Source organism: Acidovorax sp. Root568 (genome assembly GCF_001427445.1).
In the GTDB taxonomy this organism is placed as follows: Bacteria; Pseudomonadota; Gammaproteobacteria; order Burkholderiales; family Burkholderiaceae_C; genus Acidovorax; species Acidovorax delafieldii.
In genome coordinates, this window is record NZ_LMGP01000018.1 from 523,511 (window position 1) to 538,565 (window position 15,055).

At 65.6% G+C, this 15,055-nt stretch carries 13 protein-coding genes; 7 read left to right on the forward strand and 6 right to left on the reverse strand.

Features of this window, described 5'->3' with window-relative positions; translation table 11 throughout:
• Positions 1–85 precede the first annotated feature (85 nt).
• The 3 genes from ASD75_RS20180 (at position 86) to ASD75_RS20190 (ending at position 3,446) form a co-directional block, all read left to right on the forward strand.
• Entirely contained in the window at positions 86–1,333 is a 1,248-nt protein-coding gene (locus ASD75_RS20180; RefSeq protein ID WP_235511666.1) for a DNA polymerase IV, read from the forward strand.
• A 193-nt stretch (positions 1,334–1,526) separates the two neighbouring features.
• Positions 1,527–3,086, forward strand: coding sequence for a PAS domain-containing methyl-accepting chemotaxis protein (locus ASD75_RS20185; RefSeq protein WP_056747562.1), 1,560 nt, complete (start codon positions 1,527–1,529; stop codon positions 3,084–3,086).
• Positions 3,087–3,179: 93 nt separating this feature from the next.
• Complete coding sequence (locus ASD75_RS20190; protein WP_056061307.1) at positions 3,180–3,446, forward strand: hypothetical protein; 267 nt, start codon at positions 3,180–3,182, stop codon at positions 3,444–3,446.
• A gap of 35 nt (positions 3,447–3,481) precedes the next feature.
• Here the strand turns inward: ASD75_RS20190 and queF are convergent, their stop codons facing one another.
• The 4 genes from queF to ASD75_RS20210 form a co-directional block, all read right to left on the reverse strand.
• Entirely contained in the window at positions 3,482–4,327 is an 846-nt protein-coding gene (gene queF / locus ASD75_RS20195) for an NADPH-dependent 7-cyano-7-deazaguanine reductase QueF (RefSeq protein WP_056747564.1), read from the reverse strand.
• Positions 4,328–4,426: 99 nt separating this feature from the next.
• Complete coding sequence (locus ASD75_RS20200; RefSeq protein WP_056747565.1) at positions 4,427–5,332, reverse strand: 2OG-Fe(II) oxygenase; 906 nt, start codon at positions 5,330–5,332, stop codon at positions 4,427–4,429.
• A 36-nt stretch (positions 5,333–5,368) separates the two neighbouring features.
• A complete protein-coding gene (gene yaaA, locus ASD75_RS20205; RefSeq protein WP_056747568.1) occupies positions 5,369–6,154 on the reverse strand; it encodes a peroxide stress protein YaaA in 786 nt (261 codons plus the stop codon).
• Between the two features lie 225 nt (positions 6,155–6,379).
• Positions 6,380–9,538, reverse strand: coding sequence for an Rne/Rng family ribonuclease (locus tag ASD75_RS20210; protein WP_056747569.1), 3,159 nt, complete (start codon positions 9,536–9,538; stop codon positions 6,380–6,382).
• 599 nt (positions 9,539–10,137) lie between these two features.
• Here ASD75_RS20210 and ASD75_RS20215 point away from each other — a divergent pair.
• From ASD75_RS20215 to ASD75_RS20230, 4 genes are all read left to right on the forward strand, one after another.
• Complete coding sequence (locus ASD75_RS20215) at positions 10,138–11,139, forward strand: RluA family pseudouridine synthase (protein ID WP_056747571.1); 1,002 nt, start codon at positions 10,138–10,140, stop codon at positions 11,137–11,139.
• Positions 11,140–11,164: 25 nt separating this feature from the next.
• Positions 11,165–11,839, forward strand: coding sequence for an HAD family hydrolase (locus ASD75_RS20220; RefSeq protein ID WP_056747573.1), 675 nt, complete (start codon positions 11,165–11,167; stop codon positions 11,837–11,839).
• 26 nt (positions 11,840–11,865) lie between these two features.
• On the forward strand, positions 11,866–12,246 hold the full coding sequence (locus tag ASD75_RS20225; protein WP_056747575.1) for a Rieske 2Fe-2S domain-containing protein: 381 nt from the start codon (positions 11,866–11,868) through the stop codon (positions 12,244–12,246).
• 92 nt (positions 12,247–12,338) lie between these two features.
• Entirely contained in the window at positions 12,339–13,385 is a 1,047-nt protein-coding gene (locus ASD75_RS20230) for a S49 family peptidase (RefSeq protein WP_056747577.1), read from the forward strand.
• A gap of 274 nt (positions 13,386–13,659) precedes the next feature.
• Here ASD75_RS20230 and ASD75_RS20235 read toward each other — a convergent pair whose 3' ends face one another.
• Positions 13,660–14,436 (reverse strand): SAM-dependent methyltransferase, encoded by a 777-nt coding sequence (locus ASD75_RS20235; RefSeq protein ID WP_121943435.1) that lies wholly within the window; start codon positions 14,434–14,436, stop codon positions 13,660–13,662.
• Complete coding sequence (locus ASD75_RS20240) at positions 14,433–15,032, reverse strand: Maf family nucleotide pyrophosphatase (RefSeq protein WP_056747581.1); 600 nt, start codon at positions 15,030–15,032, stop codon at positions 14,433–14,435. The genes ASD75_RS20235 and ASD75_RS20240 overlap by 4 nt, the downstream gene beginning before the upstream one ends.
• Positions 15,033–15,055: the final 23 nt, after the last annotated feature.

Genomic DNA, 15,055 nt, shown 5'->3' on the forward strand with positions numbered 1-15,055 from the left:
GGTGTGCAAGTGATGATCACCGTTGTGCAGCCATGGCCGTCCTTCTCTGTGCTGTCGACGATCAAGCACTGAGATGGATCACATGATGCCGTTACGCCGCATCGCGCACCTGGACATGGACGCGTTCTTTGCGTCCGTCGAGTTGCTGCGCTACCCGCAACTTAAAGGCTTGCCTGTGGTGATCGGTGGCGGGCGGCGCAAGGTGGACGAGCTGCTGCTGCGCGGGCCAGACGGCACCGAGGAGCGCGAGCGGCGCTTCATACCGGTGGAAGACTTTCCGCTGCTCAAGGACTACGTGGGCCGGGGTGTGATCACCACGGCCACCTACCCGGCGCGGCAGTTCGGCGTGGGCTCGGCCATGGGCATGATGAAGGCCGCCAAGCTGTGCCCTCAGGCCATCGTGCTGCCGGTGGATTTTGAAGAGGTGCGACGCTTTTCGCGCTTGTTCAAGAGCACCATCACCGAGATCGCACCGGTGATGCAGGACCGGGGGGTGGACGAGGTCTACATCGACTTCACCGACGTGCCCGGCGGCCAGCGCGAAGGCGGGCGGGTGCTGGCGAGGCTCATCCAGAAAAGCATCTTTGATAGGACCGGGCTGACCTGCTCGATCGGCGTGGCGCCCAACCGGCTGCTGGCCAAGATGGCCAGCGAGTTCAACAAGCCCAACGGCATCTCCATCGTTTACGAGGAAGACCTGCAGAGCAAAATCTGGCCCTTGAACGTGCGCAAGATCAATGGCATCGGTCCCAAGGCGGGCGAGAAGCTGGCGCGGCTGGGCATTGAAACCATCGGGCAGCTTGCCGCGCAGGATGAGCAGTGGCTGATGGGCCACTTTGGCAAGTCCACCGGCGCCTGGATGCACCGCGTGGCCTGGGGCCGAGACGACAGTCCGGTGGTGACCGAGAGCGAGCCAGTGAGCATGAGCCGCGAGACCACCTTCGACCGCGACCTGCATGCGGTGCGTGACCGGGCCGAGCTGGGCGCCATTTTTACCGACCTGTGCATGCGGCTGGCCGAAGATCTGCAGCGCAAGGGCTATGTGGCGCGCACCATCGGTATCAAGCTGCGCTACGACGACTTCAAGATCGCGACGCGTGACCACACCGCCAACAGCTACACCGCCGACGGAGCCACCATCCGGCAGCTGGCCGGGCAATGCCTCAAGCGCGTGCCGCTGGACAAGCGCCTGCGGCTGCTCGGCGTGCGGGCCAGCACACTGGCGCGGCGGGGGGAGGAACCTGCGCTGGAGCCGCGTGCCACAGCGGCCGCAGAGGGGCGTCGGCGCGGGCCTCGGACAGAGGCGACCATGGAAACCGGACAGCTTTTTTGATTGAGACAGCGGATTTCCAAAAGACGGTGAGCAGGCTCTCAGTGTTTGCGCTTTGAGGGGCGTGAGGAGGCACCTTTTTGGGGCAAAGCAGTGGAGGGAGCAGTTAGACTTGATTCGTATCAAGCGGTTACATACAACACGCCAAAAAAAGCCGCGCCGCCTGCCCCTGCCGCAGGCCCTTCAGGAGCCTCGAATGCGCATCAATCTGCCAGTGACCCAGCAGAATTTTGACTACCCCGGTGAAGAGCTGCTGGTGTCCAGCACCAACACCAAGGGTGAGATCACGCACTGCAACCCGGCGTTCGTGCGCGTCAGCGGTTACAGCTACGACGAACTCATTGGTCAGCCCCACAACATCATTCGCCACCCCGACATGCCGGCCGAGGCCTACAAGGACATGTGGCGCACCATTGGCCGGGGCCAGCCCTGGACAGGTCTGGTGAAAAACCGGCGCAAGAACGGCGACCACTACTGGGTGCGCGCCAACGTCACTCCCATCATGGAAGGCGGCAAGCCACGCGCCTACATGTCGGTGCGCACCAAGCCCAGTGCGGCCGAGATGGTGGCCGCCGAGGCCCTGTATGCACAGATGCGCAGCGAGGCGGCTTCGGGCGCAAGCAGCTTCTACCTGGACTCGGGCAACGTGCGCTACCGGGGAGTGCGTGGCTGGCAGCAGCGCCTGGCGCAGATGGCGCTGCTGCCCCGCATGGCGATCCTGCTGCTGATGACGGTGCTGCTGGCCTTGTTGCCCGACGTGATGGGGCTGCAAGGCACCACCGCCTGGGTGGCCCGCCTAGTGCTGCTGTTGCTGGGGGCGGGGTGGACGCTGTGGCGCTTTCAGGCCACCGTGCTGCAGGGCGTGCACGATGCCACCCGCTTCGCGTCCGACATCTCGGCCTGCAACCTTGCCACGTCGGTGGGCACCGACTACCCCCAGCCCCTGGGCGCGCTGATGCAGCGCCTGCAGCAGACCCAGGTCAACCTGCGCGCCGTGGTGGGCGACGTGCGCACCGAGGTGCGCAACTTCATCGAATCGGCCGACGAAATCGCGCGCGGCGGCATGGACCTGTCGGCCCGCACCGAGTCGCAGGCAAGCAGCCTGGAAGAAACCGCCGCTGCGATGGAGCAACTGGCCAGCACGGTGCTGCAGACGTCGGAGACAGCGGCCAAGGTGTCGCACGAGAGCGCACAGAGCAGCGACATCGCCACGCGCGGTGGTCAGGCGGTGCAGGAGGTGGGCGCGGCCATGCAGCAGATGAAGCTGTCGTCCACCAAGATCAGCGAGATCGTGGGCGTGATCGAGGGCATTGCCTTCCAGACCAACCTGCTGGCGCTCAATGCCGCCGTGGAGGCGGCCCGTGCAGGCGAGCAGGGCCGGGGCTTTGCGGTGGTGGCGGGCGAGGTGCGGGCCCTGGCGCAACGCAGCGCCAGCTCGGCCAAGGAGATCAGCGGTCTGATTGGCGTCACGGTGAACCAGATTGCCAGCGGCGCGCAGCAGATGGACCATGCCGGTACCACCATCGAAGGTGTGGTCCATGCGGTGGAACGCGTGAGCACGCTGGTCCAGCAGATCAGCAGCGCCACCAAGGAGCAGTCGCAGGGCATTGCCCAGGTCAACGAGGCCGTGACCCAGCTCGACACCGTGACGCAGCAGAACGCAGCGCTGGTGGAGGAGTCGGCCGCCGCCGCCCAGGGCCTCAAGGAAAGCGCGGTGTCGCTGGGCCGCTCGGTGGATGTGTTCCGGCTGGGGTGAGCGGCGCTGCAACGAGCCGCCAAGGAACACTCGCACCTTGACGAATTCTTACTCGTAACTTACAGTGATTTTCCCGTTTTCCGGGAGATCACCATGACCCTCGACGAGCTGCAGCGCATCAAGCAGTGGCATGTGGCGCACAAGGCCGACCACCCGCTCGAATACCACCTGTGGGACCTGGTGCTGACGGTCTGGATGCTGGGCTGGGTGGGCTGGTTTCCCATCTGCGCTTTTGGCGAGCCCTGCGCCGCGCCGGTCTGCCTGATCGGCATTTTTGTCCCCAGCCTGTACGTTGCCTGGCGCACCCGCGCGCACTTGCGCCACACCCTGCGGTGCGACTGGATCGACGCGCGCAACTGACGGATGCGGTCGGTTGACGGGTGGCGGGGGCAGGCCTACTGCCGGGCAGTGCGCACGTTGCGCGGCAGGGCCTGCGGGTGGCTGGTGCGCAGGGGGTTGATGTCCAGCCCGCCCCGGCGCGTGTAGCGCGCGTACACCGTGAGCTTGATGGGTTTGCAGCGTGTCCACACGTCCATGAAGATGCGCTCGACACACTGCTCATGGAACTCGTTGTGGTTGCGAAAGCTCACCAGGTACTGCAGCAGCCCTTCCTGATTGATCTGCGGGCCGCTGTAGCTGATCTGCACGCTGCCCCAGTCGGGCTGGCCGGTCACCAGGCAGTTGCTCTTGAGCAGGTTGCTGGTGAGGGTTTCGGTCACGGGCGCTTCGTTGAATGTGGCCGTCAGCAGGTCGGGCGCGGGCTGGTAGCGCGTGCATTCCACGTCCAGCCGGTCCAGGCTCAGGCCGTCCAGCTCGTGCACGGGCTCCTGGTCGAACAGCTCGGGCGCGATGAGCTTCACCCCCACGGTGGCAGGGTGCTCGGCGCCACGCCACACGGCTTCGCTGATGTCTGCGCGGATGCGTGCCTGCACCTCGGCTGCGTCGGTGAAGCGCGTGTTGTTGAAGCTGTTGAGGTAGAGCTTGAACGACTTGCTTTCGACGATGTTGGGCGTCTCGCAGGGCACGGTGATGTGCGCCAGCGCCACCTGCGGCTTGCCACGCGCATTCAGCCAGGACAGCTCGAACGCCGTCCACAGGTCGGCCCCGAAGAAGGGCGCCGCGCCGGTGATGCCGATCTCGGCCCGCTTGCCCGCGCGGGGGATGGGGAACAGCAGCGAGGCGTCGTACTGGTCCACATAGGCCGATGCCTTGCCGAGTTGGGATTGTTCTGGCGTGTTCATGGCCTGGTCTTTCGGGTGTGTGGGTTCTAAGGGAGTCTGTGCTATTGCTACTATTTTTATAGCTGCTGGCGCATGTTCGACTAGCGCATGCCGGAGTTTTTACTGAAATTCCCGCTCACGCAGCCATTTGGTGGCAATCCATTTGTCCCCAGCGATCACGGGGGCGCCGCCATGCAGGGTGCGGGTGGACGGGTGCGGGCGCTCGTAGCTGAAGAACACCGCGTTGCCACGCTGCGGCGCCACCTCCAGGTGCACGTCGGGGAAGGTGGTGCCGCCGCCTTTGTCAGGTGTGTTCAGGTACATCACCAGCGTGCCCACGCGCTGGCCGCCGCGCTGGATGATGCTGGGCGTGCCGGGCTCGGCGGGGTCGAAGTAGTCGTAGTGGGGCTTGTATTCGGCGCCGGGGCGGTAGTGCAGCACCTGCAGGCCTTCGCCGTTTTCGATGGGCCACTGGAGCAGGCGCGCAATGCGCTCCTCGATGCGCTGGATCAGGGGACTTTGCCCGCGCTGGAAGAACATGCCGTCGCTGGTGCGGTCGGCATTGATCTCTTCGCCCCCGGTCTTGGTGGCCACGGTGAGCGAGCGTGCCATGCGGGGCTCTGCAGCGGCTATCAGGGCATCGCACTCCTCAGGCGACAGCAGGTTGCCAAACACCACGATGCGCGGCTGTGCCATGGCCAGCAGCACATTCACGGTGCGGTCTCCGCAGTCCACCTGGGCGGGGGATTCATCCAGCCGGGGCTCGGGCACCCGCACGGCCGAGGGCAGGCCTTGCTGCACAGCCAGGTCGTTCAGGTGCTCCTGCAGCGTGATCTCCAGCGCGTCCGCCGCCACGTCTTCGTCCCAGCCTGCGTCACGCATGGACTGCAGCACCACGGGCGCAGCATAGCCCGCCTGGGCCTGCTCGATGATCCAGCGGCGCAACTCGGGGGTGATGGCCTGCCGCGCTGCGCTGGCGTGCTGGGTGGTGATGCTGTCCGGGTGCTGGTCAGAACGCGATGCCATGGCGGTCCTTCAACAAGAGCAGGGTGGTGGGCGGATTTATGCGGAGGGCGGGGTCTTGCGCCGGAAGACCAGGCGCTCGGGCTCGGATGATGCCGGGGCAAAGGCATATCCGTCCAGGTCAAACCCTTCGAGCTGGTGGGGTGTGGCAAGGCGGTGGGTGATGGCGTAGCGCGCCATCAGGCCGCGTGCGCGCTTGGCAAAGAAGCTGATGATCTTGTAGTTGCCGCCCTTCCAGTCCTCGAACACGCATTCGATCACGCGGGCCTTGAGTGCCTTGCGGTCCACGGCCTTGAAGTATTCCTGCGAGGCGAGGTTGATCACCACCGGCGTGGTGTCGGCGCGCAGCCGGGTGTTCAGGTGCTCGGCAATCTGGCGGCCCCAGAACTGGTACAGGTTACTGCCTGCCTCGGTGGCCAGGCGCGTGCCCATCTCCAGGCGATAGGGCTGCATGCGGTCCAGCGGCCGCAGCACACCATACAGGCCGCTGAGGATGGCGACATGGCTCTGGGCCCAGTGCAGGTCGTCAGTGCTCAGGCTGCGGGCTTGCAGCCCCTCGTACACGTCGCCATTGAAGGCCAGCACCGCCTGGCGCGAGTTGTGGGCCGTGAAGCGGGGGCGCCAGGCCTGGTAACGCGCCACGTTCAGCGCCGCGAGCGTGTCGCTCAGTTCCATCAGCGACGCGATCTGCTGCGGCGACTGCTCCCGCAGGACTTCGATCAGGGCCGTGGACTGCGGCACAAACTGGGGCGTGGTGTGCGGCAGGCCTTCGGGAACGGGCGTGTCGTAGTCGAGCGATTTGGCGGGAGACAGCAGGAACAGCATGGGGGCAAAGGGTCCGTGGATCTCGGGGGTGAAGTGTGGCCTGGAAAGCGCGGGTTGCTGGCTGCACCAGCGGCCTGAAATGGTACCTGCTGGACGACCGTCTTCTGTGGCTTGCGGGTATTGGCGCCCAGCACGGTGCTTGCTCGGTTGCCCAAAAAAAGAAGGCGGCCTGAGCCGCCTTCTTGGTGCAGGCTGCAGCCCTGGGGCAGCAGCCATTGCAGCGCATCAGGCTGCGGGGGGCTGCTCAAACGGCAGCGCCATGGCCGACAGGTCGCGGCGGGTTTCCACCAGCACCAGCGGACCTTCGTCCAGCACCACCGCAGGGGGGCGTTCGCGGGGCACGCGGATGGGCTTGGGCTCGGCAGCGATGGCGGCCTGCACGGCAGCGATCTTGTCCGCGTCAGAGTTCACCCACTGCAGGCCCGATGCGGCAGCCACTTGCTGCAGTTCATCGATGGGCAGCGTGAACGCCTGAACGCGGGGCAGTCCCTTGGCTTGTGCAGCTGTCGCCACGGGGGCCTGGGCGGCTACCGCCGGTGCAGGTGCTGCGACAGGTGCCGGGGCAGCCACCGGGGCGGCTGCAGGGTTTGCAACGGGCGCTGCAACAGCTGCCGTGGTAACAGGCGCTGCGGCTGGCTCAGTGGCTGAAGCGGCTGGGGCTGCCACAGGAGCTGCGACAGGGGTTGCCACCGGTGCCACGGGCTCGGCGGCGGGCGCGTTGCTGAAGTAGCTGCGGCGCGGCGCCTCGTCCTGTGCCGGTGCGGGCTCGGCCTGGGTGGGGTCAAAGTCCAGCATCGCTGGCGCAGCTGCTTCGGCGTTGCCGTTGTTGTCGCGCGGGCCACGCTCGCCGCGTTCGCGGCGGTCACGGCCATAGCGGTCGCGGGAGCGGCGCTCGCGGCGCTGCTCTTCGGTGGCGCCATTGCCGTTGGCGGGTGCGTCATTGCCGCTCAGGTCCAGGTCCGGCAGCGATGCCAGTGGAGCGGTGTCCGCAAAGTCACCAGCGGCGGCCGTGGCGCCTGCCTCCTGGGCCTCGACCGCGCGAGGAGCGCGTTCACCGCGTTCACCACGGTTGCCACCGCGATCACCCCGTTCGCGGCGCGGACCGCGCTCGCCTCGGGGTTGCTGGGTCGGTTGGCCTTCTGCGCCACCGGTGTTGCCCGCGTTGGGGCCTTCTACCGGAGTGGTTGCGGCGTTGGTGTTGTCACCATTCACGCCAGCGTTCAGGTTACGCGGCTCGCTGTCGCGGCGGCCACGGCCCCCTTCACGGCCTTCGCCACGTCCGTTGCGGCCCCCTTCACGGCCTTCGCCTTCGGGACGGCGCTCTGCGTCGCGGGGTGGACGGCTGTCTGCATCGCGGGGAGCGCGGCCTTCGGCCGAGCGTTCGCCACGGCGGCCACGGCCTTCGCCAGAGCTGCCTTCGCGGTTGCCATCACGTGGTGCGCCTTCGCGCTGACCGTCCCGGTTGCCATCGCGGCCGCCACGGCGACCACGGCTTTCACCGTTGCGGCCTTCGCGGCGCGGTTCGCCACGGCTCGTGGTTTCGGCAGCGGCAGGTGCGGCTGCGGGCGATGCCGTTGCGACCGGGGTGGGGGCTGCCGGTGCGCTGCCAAAGCCAAACAGGCTCTTGAGCCAGGCGAAGAAGCCTTGCTCTTGCGGTGCGGCAGGGGCGGGCGCTGGAGCGGCTACTGGTGCAGGTGCAGGGGTGGCAGCGGCTGCAGGGCGTTGGCCACCACGGGGTGGGCGTGCGGCGCCTTCGGGGCGGGGCTCCGCCACGGGGGCGGGTGCGTCAGGCAGCACGCCCTTGATCACCGGGGTCTGCTTGTTGGTGGGCTCTTGCGAGCGGCGCGTCACGGCGGTGGGGTCTTCCACTTCTTCGGCGAGCTTGTAGCTGGCTTCGATGTGGTCCAGGCGCGGGTCGTCGTGCTTGAGGCGTTCCAGGCGGTAGTTGGGGGTTTCCAGCGTCTTGTTGGGCACCATCAGCACGGCCACGCGCTGCTTGAGTTCGATCTTGGCGATCTCGGTGCGCTTTTCGTTCAGCAGGAAAGAGGCCACTTCCACCGGCACCTGGCAGTGCACAGCGGCCGTGTTGTCCTTCATCGACTCTTCCTGAATGATCCGCAGGATCTGCAGGGCCGACGATTCGGTGTCGCGGATGTGGCCCGAGCCGCCACAGCGTGGGCAGGGGATGGACGAGCCCTCGCTCAAGGCGGGCTTGAGGCGCTGGCGGCTCATTTCCATGAGGCCGAACTTGCTGATGGTGCCGAACTGCACGCGGGCGCGGTCCTGGCGCAGCGCGTCGCGCAGGCGGTTTTCCACTTCGCGGCGATTCTTCGACTCTTCCATGTCGATGAAGTCGATGACGATCAGGCCGCCCAGGTCGCGCAGGCGCATCTGGCGGGCCACTTCGTCGGCGGCTTCCAGGTTGGTGCGGGTGGCGGTTTCCTCGATGTCGCCGCCCTTGATGGCGCGGGCCGAGTTCACGTCCACGCTGACCAGCGCTTCGGTGTGGTCGATCACGATGGCGCCACCCGAGGGCAGTTGCACGGTGCGGGCGTAGGCCGATTCGATCTGGTGCTCGATCTGGAAGCGGCTGAACAGGGCGGCGTCGTCGCGGTAGCGCTTCACGCGGGCGGCATGCTCGGGCATGACGTGCGCCATGAACTGCTGTGCCTGTTCGTAGATGTCGTCGGTATCGATGAGGATGTCACCGATGTCGTTGTTGAAGTAGTCGCGGATCGCGCGGATCACCAGGCTCGATTCCTGATAGATCAGGAAGGCGCCCTTGCCGCCCTTGGCGGCGCCGTCGATAGCGTTCCACAGCTTGAGCAGGTAATTCAGGTCCCACTGCAGCTCGGGCGCGGTGCGGCCAATGCCAGCGGTGCGCGCGATGATGGACATGCCGTTCGGGTATTCCAGCTGGTCCATCGCCTCCTTGAGCTCGGCGCGGTCCTCGCCCTCGATGCGGCGTGAAACGCCGCCGCCACGGGGGTTGTTGGGCATCAGCACCACATAGCGGCCGGCCAGCGAGACAAAGGTGGTCAGGGCCGCGCCCTTGTTGCCGCGTTCTTCTTTTTCGACCTGGACCAGCAGTTCCTGGCCTTCCTTGATCACTTCATTGATGCGCGCCTGGCTGGGCGAGACACCGGGGGTGAAGTAGCTGCGCGAGATTTCCTTGAACGGCAGGAAACCGTGGCGGTCTTCGCCGTAGTCCACAAAACAGGCTTCCAGCGAAGGCTCGACGCGAGTGACGACGGCCTTATAGATGTTGCCCTTGCGCTGTTCGCGCCCTTCGATTTCGATTTCGTAGTCGAGGAGCTTTTGTCCGTCGACGATGGCCAGGCGCCGTTCTTCGGGCTGCGTGGCGTTGATGAGCATCCGCTTCATGATGCGATTCCTTCAGTGTTTCGCGGACAGCAGCGGTGCAGCCCACCTGACCCACAGGAAGGGCTGCGCGGGCTGCCGCCCACAGTTTCCAAACCAATACAACAAGCTCTACAGGAGCTGTGAATGCCTGGACTGACGCATCGAAACGAAGGGAATTGCCGGGAATGCCAATGATCTGCCGCGCTCTAGCGCAGCATCGTGAGGCAGGGGCGCGTGGATGGGGGCGAGTGGTAGGAGCGCAGTTTTGCTAGCAAAAGAGTAGCTGATTGCGCTTGCTGGCTGGGCGTTGGGGCTGAATTGGAGCGTGCAGCCGGGGGCATCAGCCACCGCCACAAGGTCACCATCCAGCTCATCAACAACCACATGCTCGCTTTGATCCGCTGACAGGCTGCGCCCGGGTAGGGAACATCTGCCAGCTTGGGGGATTCCGTATCAGTGTTTCAATCTGTCAGCCCGCCGCACGGCGTGCTGGCCACCACAGGCATCTGGCCTGCAATCTGCGCGCACGACGCCCGGTGGCATCGACCTGCCTGCGTGAGGGGCAAGGGCTGTGTGGACTAAACTCCAGACAAATCAACCACTTACATAACAACGCGCAGGTGAAACACATTATAGGGGCCAAACCGCCCACAGCCCCTGCGGGGCTTCCCGCAGCCCGCCTGGTGGAAGTGGATGCTGACTCCGCTGGCCAGCGGCTTGATAACTTTTTGATACGCCACTTGAAAGGCGTGCCAAAAACGCATGTCTACCGCATCATCCGCAGCGGTGAGGTCCGCATCAACAAAGGCCGCGTGAGCGCCGACACCCGCGTGCAAGCAGGGGACGTGGTGCGCCTGCCGCCCGTGCGCATCTCCGACAAGGTGGCCGAGAAGGCCGAGCGTCCGGCGCCTGCGCGCGAATTTCCCATCCTGCTCGAAGACGAGCACCTGATTGCCCTGGACAAGCCCGCGGGCGTGGCGGTGCACGGCGGCAGCGGCGTGAGTTTTGGCGTGATCGAGCAATTGCGCCAGGCGCGGCCGGCGTCCAAGTTCCTGGAACTGGTGCACCGTCTGGACCGCGAGACCTCGGGCATCCTGCTGGTGGCCAAGAAGCGGTCAGCGCTCACTCACCTGCAAGACCAGTTCCGTGAGCGCGAGACAGGCAAGACCTATCTGGCACTCGTCACGGGCACCTGGCCTGCCAACAAAAAGGTCATCGACCTGCCACTGCACAAGTACCTGCAGGCCGACGGCGAGCGCCGCGTGCGTGTGACCACGGCCGATGACCCGGATGGCATGCGCTCCATCACGTTGGTCAAGGTGCGCAGCACTGTGCCCGCGCGCGCCGCTCAAGGCCTGCCGGCGATGTCCCTGCTGGAGGTGACCATCAAGACCGGCCGCACCCATCAGATCCGTGTGCACCTGGCTAGCCAGGGCCACGCCATCGTGGGTGACGATAAATACGGTGACTTTGACCTCAACAAGCGCTTGCAGAAGCTCTCGATGAAGCGCATGTTCCTGCACGCATGGCGGTTACAGTTCAACCACCCCGCCTCGGGCGAGCGTGTGCAACTGATTGCCGAGCTACCCCCTGAGCTGGCCGATTTTGTGTCCCCTGCCTGACGATCCTGCGCGAAGAACCCCCTCCATGTCTGCCAAAAACTTCCGTCCGCGCCGCTTCGACCTCATCGCCTTTGACTGGGATGGAACCCTGTTCGACTCCACCGCCATCATCGTGCGCTGCATCCAGGCAGCGGTGCGCGACGTGGGCGGCACGGTACCCACAGACAAGGAGGCCGCCTATGTGATTGGCATGGGCCTGATGCAGGCGCTGGCCCATGCCGCCCCCGATGTGCCGCCCGAAAAGTACACCGAGCTGGGCAACCGCTACCGCTTCCACTACATCCAGCACCAGGACGACCTGAGCCTGTTCGATGGCGTGTTGCCGCTGCTGAACGATCTGCGTGAACGTGGGCACCTGCTGGCCGTGGCCACGGGCAAAAGCCGGCGCGGGCTGGACGAGGCGCTGCATTCGGTGGATTTGCGCGGCGTGTTCGACGGCTCCCGCACCGCCGACCAGACCGCTGGCAAGCCGCACCCCCTGATGCTGCAGGAGCTGATGGCCGAATTTGACGTGGCGCCTGAGCGCCTGCTGATGATTGGCGACACCACCCATGACCTGCAGATGGCGGTCAACGCGGGCTGCGCGAGCGTAGGGGTGAGCTATGGCGCACACGAGCCCGACGCCTTTCATGCCCTCCAGCCGCTGGCGGTTGTGCATTCGGTGCGCGAGCTGCACGACTGGCTGCTGCACAACGCTTGACGCGGGTATCGGAGCGGGACGAGCCCATGACCATACCCTCCACTGATCAGCCTATCGCGCTGTGCAACAGTGGCGACCTTGTCGATGGAGGCCTGGCCGTGCCGTTTGATGTGCAGTACGCAGGCCAAACGTGCAGGGCCTTTGCAATCCGCTACCGAGGCCTCCCGCACGCTTACCTCAACCGCTGCACCCATGTGGCGATGGAGATGGACTACCAGCCCAACCGCTTTTTTGATGACACAGGCAACTGGCTGTTGTGTGCCACCCACGGGGCGGCCTACTTGCCCCATACCGGCCAGTGTGCGGGCGGTCCCTGCCGCGGTGGGCTGGTGAAAATTGCCCTGTCGGAGAGCGATGGTGTGGTGCGCTGGCATACTGCCTACAACCTGCAGCCTGTAGAGTTCTAGAAAATCCAGATGAATTACCCTGATGTGCTGCCGCCCGACGCGGGCCACCGCAACGCGCGGGCCGCAGCGGTGCAGTGCCCAGGACGCATGACATGACAGACCCCCATCAGCCCGCCTCGTCGGGCTTTGACCCCAAAAGCAATTCCGCCCCCGATCTGTGGGCGCAAGCAGCTACTAATTCAGGAGCCCCTGTGAGCGACTCATCGCGTGAACCCGGGTGGGAACGCGCCACGCTGGAAAAGCTGGCCTTTGCCGCCCTCAACGAACAACGCAGCGCCCGCCGCTGGAAGATTTTTTTCCGCTTGGCATGGCTGGTGTTGTTTGCTGCTGTTGCGTTCGTGGCCCTGCGTCAGGCGTCGCCCAGCACCAGCAAAAGCACGCCGCACACTGCCGTGGTGGACATCAAGGGCGAGATCGCGAGTGGCGCCGAGGCCAGTGCCGAGTTTGTTGTGGCCGCCATGCGCAGCGCGCTGGAGGATGAGGGCTCGCAAGCGCTGGTGCTGCTCATCAACTCGCCCGGTGGCAGCCCGGTGCAGGCCGGCATCATCAACGACGAGATCGTGCGCCTGAAAGCCAAGCACAACAAGCCGATCTACGCCGTGGTCGAAGAAACCTGCGCCTCGGCTGCCTACTACATTGCAGCCGCCGCCGACGATATCTACGTGGACAAGGCCAGCATCGTGGGCAGCATTGGTGTGCTGATGGACGGTTTTGGATTCACCGGCGTGATGGAGAAGGTGGGCGTGGAGCGCCGCCTGCTCACCGCAGGCGAGAACAAGGGTTTTCTGGACCCTTTCAGCCCGCAGACCGAGAAGCAGCGCGCCTACGCGCAGACCATGCTCGACCAGATCCACCAACAGTTCATTGCCGTGGTGAAAGCGGGGCGCGGTGACCGTCTCAAGACCACGCCCGATACCTTCAGCGGATTGTTCTGGACGGGCCAGCAGGCCGTGGAAATGGGCCTGGCGGACAAGCTGGGTAACCTGGACTATGTCGCGCGCGAAGTGGTCAAGGCCGAGGACATCATCGACTACACCCGCCGCGACAACGTGGCCGAGCGCCTGGCCAAGCGTTTTGGCGCGGCGGTGGGCATGGGCGCCGTCAAGTCACTGGCCATATCGGGGCCACAGTTGCGCTGATATTCGCCTCGGAGTCGGCAGGGGGCGTGATCATCCGCGCAAGCCCTTGCATTGACGGCAGATGTCTATTCGAAGCCCCGGCAGAGGGATCTGCCGGGGCTTTTTGTTGGGCCCAATTTCGCTGTGCCGCCGTGCCGGTGTGGGGCCGTTGTGCAGCGGTCTGAGGGTTTTGGGGGTGTTTTGGGGCGGTTGCGCTAGTGGAATATGCCTGGAATGCTCCTGAATATGTAGCATTCCAGGCGCCTCGCCCGTAGCGTGTTACCCCGTCGCTGTCTCAACGCCCCAGCGCAAACACCACGGGGGTGCGGTTGTCCGGCGGTGCGGGCTGCTGCTTCCACTGGCGCACCAGCTGGCTTTGCACCCGCGCGTCGGGCAGGGTCAGGCCGCTGGCCAGCGCCAGCCGGGTGTGCGGCTGCAGGGTCTGAACCAGTGCCTGCCACAGTGCTGGGTTGCGATACGGGGTCTCGATGAACAGCTGGGTCTGGCCCGTGCGCAGCGCGATGCCTTCCAGCTCCTTGATGCGCTGTGTGCGCTCTTGTCCGTCTTGTGGCAGATAGCCGACGAAGGCGAAGTTTTGTCCATTGAGGCCACTGGCGGCCAGGGCCAGCAGCAGCGACACCGGCCCTACCAACGGCACCACGCGCAGGCCCAGGTCGTGCGCGGCCCGCACCACCGACGAGCCAGGGTCGGCCACTGCGGGCATGCCCGCTTCGCTGACCAGGCCGATGTCGTGCCCGTTCAGGGCTGCAGCCAGCAGCGGGCGGGCGTCGAACGGCGCTGAGCCTTTGTCGCCGTGGTCACCTTTTTTGTGCACTTCACGCGGCAACTCAGTGATCTGCTGTTGCTGCAGAGAGAGGGCCAGGGGGTGCAGCGCGTCAATGCGCTTGAGGTAGGCGCGCGTGCTCTTGGCGTTTTCGCACACCCAGTGGGTCAGTCGGGCGGCTGTCTGCAGGGTGGCTGAGGGCAGGGCATCCTGCAGTGGGGCCTGGGTGTCGCAGCCAAAGTCGAGGGGGGCGGGCACCAGAAACAGCGTGCCGGTTTTTACATTCATGGCAGCACCAGCCCTGCTGCGCGCAGCATGCGGCATGTGCGGATCAGTGGCAGCCCGATGAGTGCCGTGGGGTCGTCGCTGTGGATGGCGTCCAGCAGTGCAATACCAAGGCCTTCGCTCTTGGCGCTGCCTGCGCAGTCGTAGGGCTGTTCGGCGCGCAGGTAGCGCTCGATTTCTTCATCCGATAGGTCGCGGAACTTCACCTCTACGGGGGCGAGGTCCACCTGTTCAAAGCCGGTGGCCGCGCACACCACTGCCAGGGCGGTTTGGAACACCACCGTCTGGCCGCGCATCTGGCGCAACTGCTGCACCGCGCGATCGTGCTGGCCCGGTTTGCCCAGCGGCTCCCCGGCCAGGTCGGCCACCTGGTCGGACCCGATCACCACGGCTTCGGGGTGCTGCCGCGCCACAGCTTGCGCTTTGGCCAGAGCCAGGCGCAAGGCCAGGGCGCGGGGCGCCTCGCCGGGCAGGGGAGTCTCATCGACATGGGGGGCGGTCACTTCGAAAGGCAGGTTCAGCCGTTCCAGCAATTCGCGCCGGTAGCGCGAGGTCGAGCCCAATACCAGAGGGCGTTGCGGGGAGGGGGATTGATGCATGCGCCGATTCTCTTACACTGCCG

What these genes read in the sequence shown, in the direction of transcription:
- ASD75_RS20180 (WP_235511666.1), top strand. Translation starts at nt 86, where the DNA reads ATGCCGTTACGCCGCATCGCGCACCTGGACATGGACGCGTTCTTTGCG.
- ASD75_RS20185 (WP_056747562.1), top strand. Translation starts at nt 1,527, where the DNA reads ATGCGCATCAATCTGCCAGTGACCCAGCAGAATTTTGACTACCCCGGT.
- ASD75_RS20190 (WP_056061307.1), top strand. Translation starts at nt 3,180, where the DNA reads ATGACCCTCGACGAGCTGCAGCGCATCAAGCAGTGGCATGTGGCGCAC.
- queF (WP_056747564.1), bottom strand. Translation starts at nt 4,327, where the DNA reads ATGAACACGCCAGAACAATCCCAACTCGGCAAGGCATCGGCCTATGTG.
- ASD75_RS20200 (WP_056747565.1), bottom strand. Translation starts at nt 5,332, where the DNA reads ATGGCATCGCGTTCTGACCAGCACCCGGACAGCATCACCACCCAGCAC.
- yaaA (WP_056747568.1), bottom strand. Translation starts at nt 6,154, where the DNA reads ATGCTGTTCCTGCTGTCTCCCGCCAAATCGCTCGACTACGACACGCCC.
- ASD75_RS20210 (WP_056747569.1), bottom strand. Translation starts at nt 9,538, where the DNA reads ATGAAGCGGATGCTCATCAACGCCACGCAGCCCGAAGAACGGCGCCTG.
- ASD75_RS20220 (WP_056747573.1), top strand. Translation starts at nt 11,165, where the DNA reads ATGTCTGCCAAAAACTTCCGTCCGCGCCGCTTCGACCTCATCGCCTTT.
- ASD75_RS20225 (WP_056747575.1), top strand. Translation starts at nt 11,866, where the DNA reads ATGACCATACCCTCCACTGATCAGCCTATCGCGCTGTGCAACAGTGGC.
- ASD75_RS20230 (WP_056747577.1), top strand. Translation starts at nt 12,339, where the DNA reads ATGACAGACCCCCATCAGCCCGCCTCGTCGGGCTTTGACCCCAAAAGC.
- ASD75_RS20235 (WP_121943435.1), bottom strand. Translation starts at nt 14,436, where the DNA reads ATGAATGTAAAAACCGGCACGCTGTTTCTGGTGCCCGCCCCCCTCGAC.
- ASD75_RS20240 (WP_056747581.1), bottom strand. Translation starts at nt 15,032, where the DNA reads ATGCATCAATCCCCCTCCCCGCAACGCCCTCTGGTATTGGGCTCGACC.